The 4827-nt window shown below is 35.2% G+C and carries 4 protein-coding genes; 3 read left to right on the plus strand and 1 reads right to left on the minus strand.

Annotation, left to right across the window (positions count from 1 at the left end; translation table 11 throughout):
* The coding region (locus KBI38_07965) for a hypothetical protein (GenBank protein ID MBP8629985.1) at positions 1-623 on the minus strand (623 nt) is incomplete at its 3' end.
* Positions 624-892: 269 nt separating this feature from the next.
* Here KBI38_07965 and KBI38_07970 point away from each other — a divergent pair.
* The 3 genes from KBI38_07970 to dhaL all read left to right on the plus strand — a co-directional run bounded on the left by KBI38_07970 (position 893) and on the right by dhaL (position 4820).
* Positions 893-2920, plus strand: coding sequence for a sigma 54-interacting transcriptional regulator (locus KBI38_07970; protein ID MBP8629986.1), 2028 nt, complete (start codon positions 893-895; stop codon positions 2918-2920).
* A gap of 222 nt (positions 2921-3142) precedes the next feature.
* Positions 3143-4135, plus strand: coding sequence for a dihydroxyacetone kinase subunit DhaK (dhaK, locus tag KBI38_07975; protein MBP8629987.1), 993 nt, complete (start codon positions 3143-3145; stop codon positions 4133-4135).
* Between the two features lie 55 nt (positions 4136-4190).
* On the plus strand, positions 4191-4820 hold the full coding sequence (gene dhaL / locus KBI38_07980) for a dihydroxyacetone kinase subunit L (protein ID MBP8629988.1): 630 nt from the start codon (positions 4191-4193) through the stop codon (positions 4818-4820).
* Positions 4821-4827: the final 7 nt, after the last annotated feature.

Consider the following 4827-nt stretch of genomic DNA (forward strand, 5'->3'; position numbering starts at 1 on the left):
TCAGTCACTATAACATGGTCATCATCTATTTCGTTACTATCATAAGTCTCAATAACAGGTTCCTCAACTACTTCGTTACTAACTTCAGCCTCAATAATAGGTTCCTCAACTACTTCGTTGCTAGCTTCAGTCTCAATAACAGGTTCCTCAACTACTTCGTTGCTAACTTCAGTCTCAATAACAGGCTCTTCGGTTATTGGGGTTGTATTGTTGTTAATTGATAAATTTTCAATAATTATCGGCTCATTATCTTTATTTGAAGAAGTCTCAGTCAAAAGTTTTTTTGTAGAAAATAAAGTTTTGAATTTTAAAGGTAATAACTCATTTAATACTTCCGTATTTAAAAAAGCTTCTTCGTCAGGATCAATTTGACTGGAAGTTATTTTTTCATTGTAATATGTAATGAAGTAAGACGATAATAAAGCAATGATAAAAACGATTGATAAATTGGAATGGTTAAATAACTTTATATTTAAAGGAAGAATTAAATTTATCAATAAGGAACAAATTGCACACAAAAATAATGACTTAATACTGATCTTTAAGCCAATAAAGTTTGCTAATTTATAAATGATAAAAAAGCTCAATGCAAAAAAAATTGTCGTTGCTATTATAAATATCATTAATCATCACCGTTATTATAACTTCTAAGCATTGAATTTCGACAGGAAAGAAAAAAATCCTGTAAAAAAAATTCAAAATTAGAAATAAAATAAGAAATATAAAGTTATTTTATCATAAAATAAGCATAAATACTTACAGAAATATAAAAAATTAATAAAATGTTGTTAATTTGTAGGGCTAAAGTTTTTCTTTAATAATAAAGTAAAAGGGGTATTGCTATTAATCAACGAATTATTATATAAATTAAAATTTTGGATGGTGGCTAACGATGTTGTCAGAAGGAACAGCGATAATCTCACATGAAGATGGCTTGCATGCTAGAGTAGCGGCAATGATTGTCCAAAAAGCCTATGAAATTAGGACTAAATATGATTGTAAATTATTTATCAGGCTTGCTAGCGGGGCACAAGTAGAAATTAGAAACTTAATGTTATTGGTGTCAATGAAAATTACTAAAGGTGATACGGTTTGGATTAGCGCGGAAGGGGCAGCAGCGGAGGTTGCTGTTCAGGAAATGCTGTCATTTTTAAAAAGTGATTTTACGGTTAATAATTGGCAAATTTTAAAAGAAGTCGATAAACTTTTGCAAGAAAATGACTTTACGGTAAAAGAAGTTTTTTCTAATATTGCTAATGGTCTAATTGTAACTAATGAAGATGATATAATCATTATCTACAATAATAAAGCAGCTGATTTATTAGGTGTGCCGATTGAAAAAGCCATCGGTAAAAATGTGGTCGATGTTGTGCCGAATACTCGGCTACATATTATTAGGCAAACTGGTGTTGCCGAAAAAAACTCTAAGCAAATTATAGGTAAAGCAGTTACGATGGCTAATAGAACACCAATTATTATCAATGGCAAAATCAGAGGGGCGATTGCGATCTTTGATGATATTTCTGCTATTGAAAAAATTACTGATGAATTATATGCGGTAAAAGAGTTAAAAGAGCGACTACAATTGATTTTAGCAACAGTACAAGATGGTATTTGTATGCTAGATAAAAATGGTGAAATAATTTATGTAAATCCTTCTTACTTAAAAATTGTCGAAGAGAATAGTGCGGCGGTTTTGGGGAAAAATATTTATGAAATATCACCGAATGGATTAAGAGCGACTGTTTTGAAAACTGGACAACCGCAAATAGCTTCGATAACGAAAAAAAGCAATGGGGTTACGGTGGTCGCCAATGTAAATCCGTTGATTATTGATGGAGAAATTGCCGGAGTGCTATCCGTAGTGAAAAATATTACGGAATTACAAAGTGTAATGGATAAACTTAATAGTATGAAAGCGAAAGCAGCTTATTTGGAAGATGAGCTTTTTCGCACGAAAAAAAGTGATAAGGCTTTTAATACTTATATTGGTAGCAGTGGTGTAGTGAGAGACGTTTTAGCGATGGCGATGAAAGCGGCTAAGAGTAATGCGACGGTGTTGATAAGAGGCGAAAGTGGTACCGGAAAAGAACTTATTGCGCAGGGCATTCATAATGCCAGTTTTCGCGCGAAAGGGCCATTTATTAGAGTTAATTGTGGGGCTATTCCGGAATCATTATTAGAAAGCGAATTGTTTGGTTATGAAAAAGGAGCTTTTACCGGTGCGGTGAAAAAGAAAATGGGACGGTTTGAATTAGCACACAATGGGACTATTTTTTTAGATGAAATAGGTGATATGGACAAAAGTATGCAGGTTAAACTCCTTAGGGTTTTGCAACAAAAAGAATTTGAGCGAGTTGGTGGAGAAGAAACGATTAAGGTTGATGTTAGAATTATAGCTGCGACTAATCGCAACTTAGAACAAATGCTAAAGGACGATTTATTTAGAGAAGATCTATATTATCGGCTAAATGTTATTCCGTTATTTTTGCCGTCGTTGCGCGAACGAATTGCTGATTTGGGTGTATTAGCTCAACATTTTATTGATAAATACAATAAAGAGATGGCTAAAAAAATCAAAGGGATTAAAAATGATGCTTTGGAAGTTTTAACGGCTTACAAGTGGCCTGGCAATGTTAGGGAGCTGGAAAATATAATTGAAAGAATGGTCACCTTGTTGGAAGGTGATTACATTGAGGTTAGTAATTTGCCGGCTTATATTAATAAAACTTTACTTAGTGAAGATAAACTTCTCGGTAAGGATGTGGTGTTGCCGTGGGAAGTTTATGAGCAACAAATAATTCAACATGCCTTGAACAAATGTGGTAGTTACAATGGGGCAGCGAAAGCCTTGGGGTTGACACATAAAACTGTCGCCAGCAAGGTGAAAAAATATAACATTGAAAAGCATACTAGTTAAAAATACCAACCCCTAGTAAAAAGTATCAAGAAGAAATGGATTTATTGATACTTTTTACTAGGGGTGTTTTTTATTGCGAAAAATTGCTCTTCATTATTGAAAAAAGCCTTTGAACTATGAGGGTTAAATTTTAAAATAATATTTTGATTTTTGGCACAGTATTTGCAGTTATAAATAGTGGAGACCTTAGTATAACTAAAAACATAGAGGGGGAGATTTTAAATGAAAAAAATAATCAATGTTCCTGAAAATGTTGTTGAGGAGATGTTGCAAGGTGTTGTTCTGGCACATCCTGAGTATGTGAAACGGGTTGACGGATTTAATGTTATTGTAAGAGCTGATAAAGGTGACAAGGTTGCCTTGGTTAGTGGTGGTGGTAGCGGACATGAGCCGGCACATGGTGGTTTTGTCGGTTTAGGAATGCTTGATGGTGCGGTAGCAGGAGCGGTTTTTACATCGCCAACACCGGATCAAGTCTTTGAAGCGATTAAAGCGGTTGATAGCGGTAAAGGTGTTTTATTGGTAATTAAAAACTATACCGGTGATGTTATGAATTTTGAAATGGCTGCCGAAATGGCTGCAGCTGAAGGTATTAATGTTGAAAAAGTTATCGTTGATGATGATGTGGCTGTAGAAAACAGTACTTGGACCATTGGGAAAAGAGGTATTGCTGGTACTATCTTTGTGCATAAAATAGCTGGTGCGAAAGCTGAAGCTGGTGGTAGTTTGAGTGAGGTTCAAGGTATCGCGCAAAAGGTAGTTGATAATGTTGCTTCCATGGGAATGGCTTTAGCACCATGTACAGTGCCGGCAGCGGGTAAACCTAGTTTTGAATTGGCAGAAGATGAAGTTGAAATTGGTATGGGTATTCACGGTGAACCTGGTACACATCGAGAAAAAATCAGTTCAGCCGATGAAATTACAGCACATTTAATGGATAAAATATTTGGTAACTTGACTTTAAATACTGGTGATGAAGTTGCGGTCTTAGTGAATGGTTTAGGTGCAACTCCATTAATGGAATTATATATTGCGAATAAAAAAGTAGCGGAGTTATTGGCAGCTAAAGGGGTGAAAACAGTTAAAACTTATGTAGGTAACTACATGACTTCTTTAGAGATGGCTGGTTTTTCAGTTAGTATCTTAAAAGTAGATGAAGAATTAAAAGGCTTGTTGTTTGCTACGGCAGACACTCCGGCGTTTGTTCAAAAATAATTATAAGGCTTGTGTTAAACAAGCCTTCCAACCCTACAAAAGGAGAGGCGAGAATATGGCTAATGCAATTGAATTTATAAAATACATTGGATCAGAAATTATTAAAAACAAGCAGCTTTTAACGGAATTAGATCAAGCTATTGGTGATGGTGATCACGGAATAAATATGGCAAGAGGTTTTGAGGCTGTGATTGCTAAAATTGAAACCTTGCCTGAGACGACTGATCTTAGTACTGTTTTTAAAACCGTAGGGATGGCATTGATTTCCAATGTTGGAGGGGCTTCTGGTCCGCTGTATGGTACTGCTTTTTTAAGAGCTGCTGGTGTGACGCAAGGTAAAGATGTTATTGATGTCGATTTGGCGGAACAGATTTTAAATGCCGCTGTTAATGGTATTAAGGAGCGTGGTAAGGCGGTAACTGGCGAGAAAACAATGCTGGACGTTTTAGTGCCTGTTCATGATGTTTTTATAAATGGACGTCAGAAAAAAATGCCAATGACTGAAACTTTAGTGGCAGCGATTGCGGTTGCTAAAGAAGGGATTGAATTTACTAAAACTATTGTAGCAACTAAAGGGCGAGCTAGTTATTTAGGTGAAAGAAGTATCGGGCATCAAGATGCTGGAGCGACTTCCTCTTATATAATATTACAAGCGATTTATGATTATTATGTCAGTATAAAATAACGAAAAG

This window comes from Negativicutes bacterium (genome assembly GCA_018052945.1).
Lineage (GTDB): Bacteria > Bacillota > Negativicutes > JAGPMH01 > JAGPMH01 > JAGPMH01.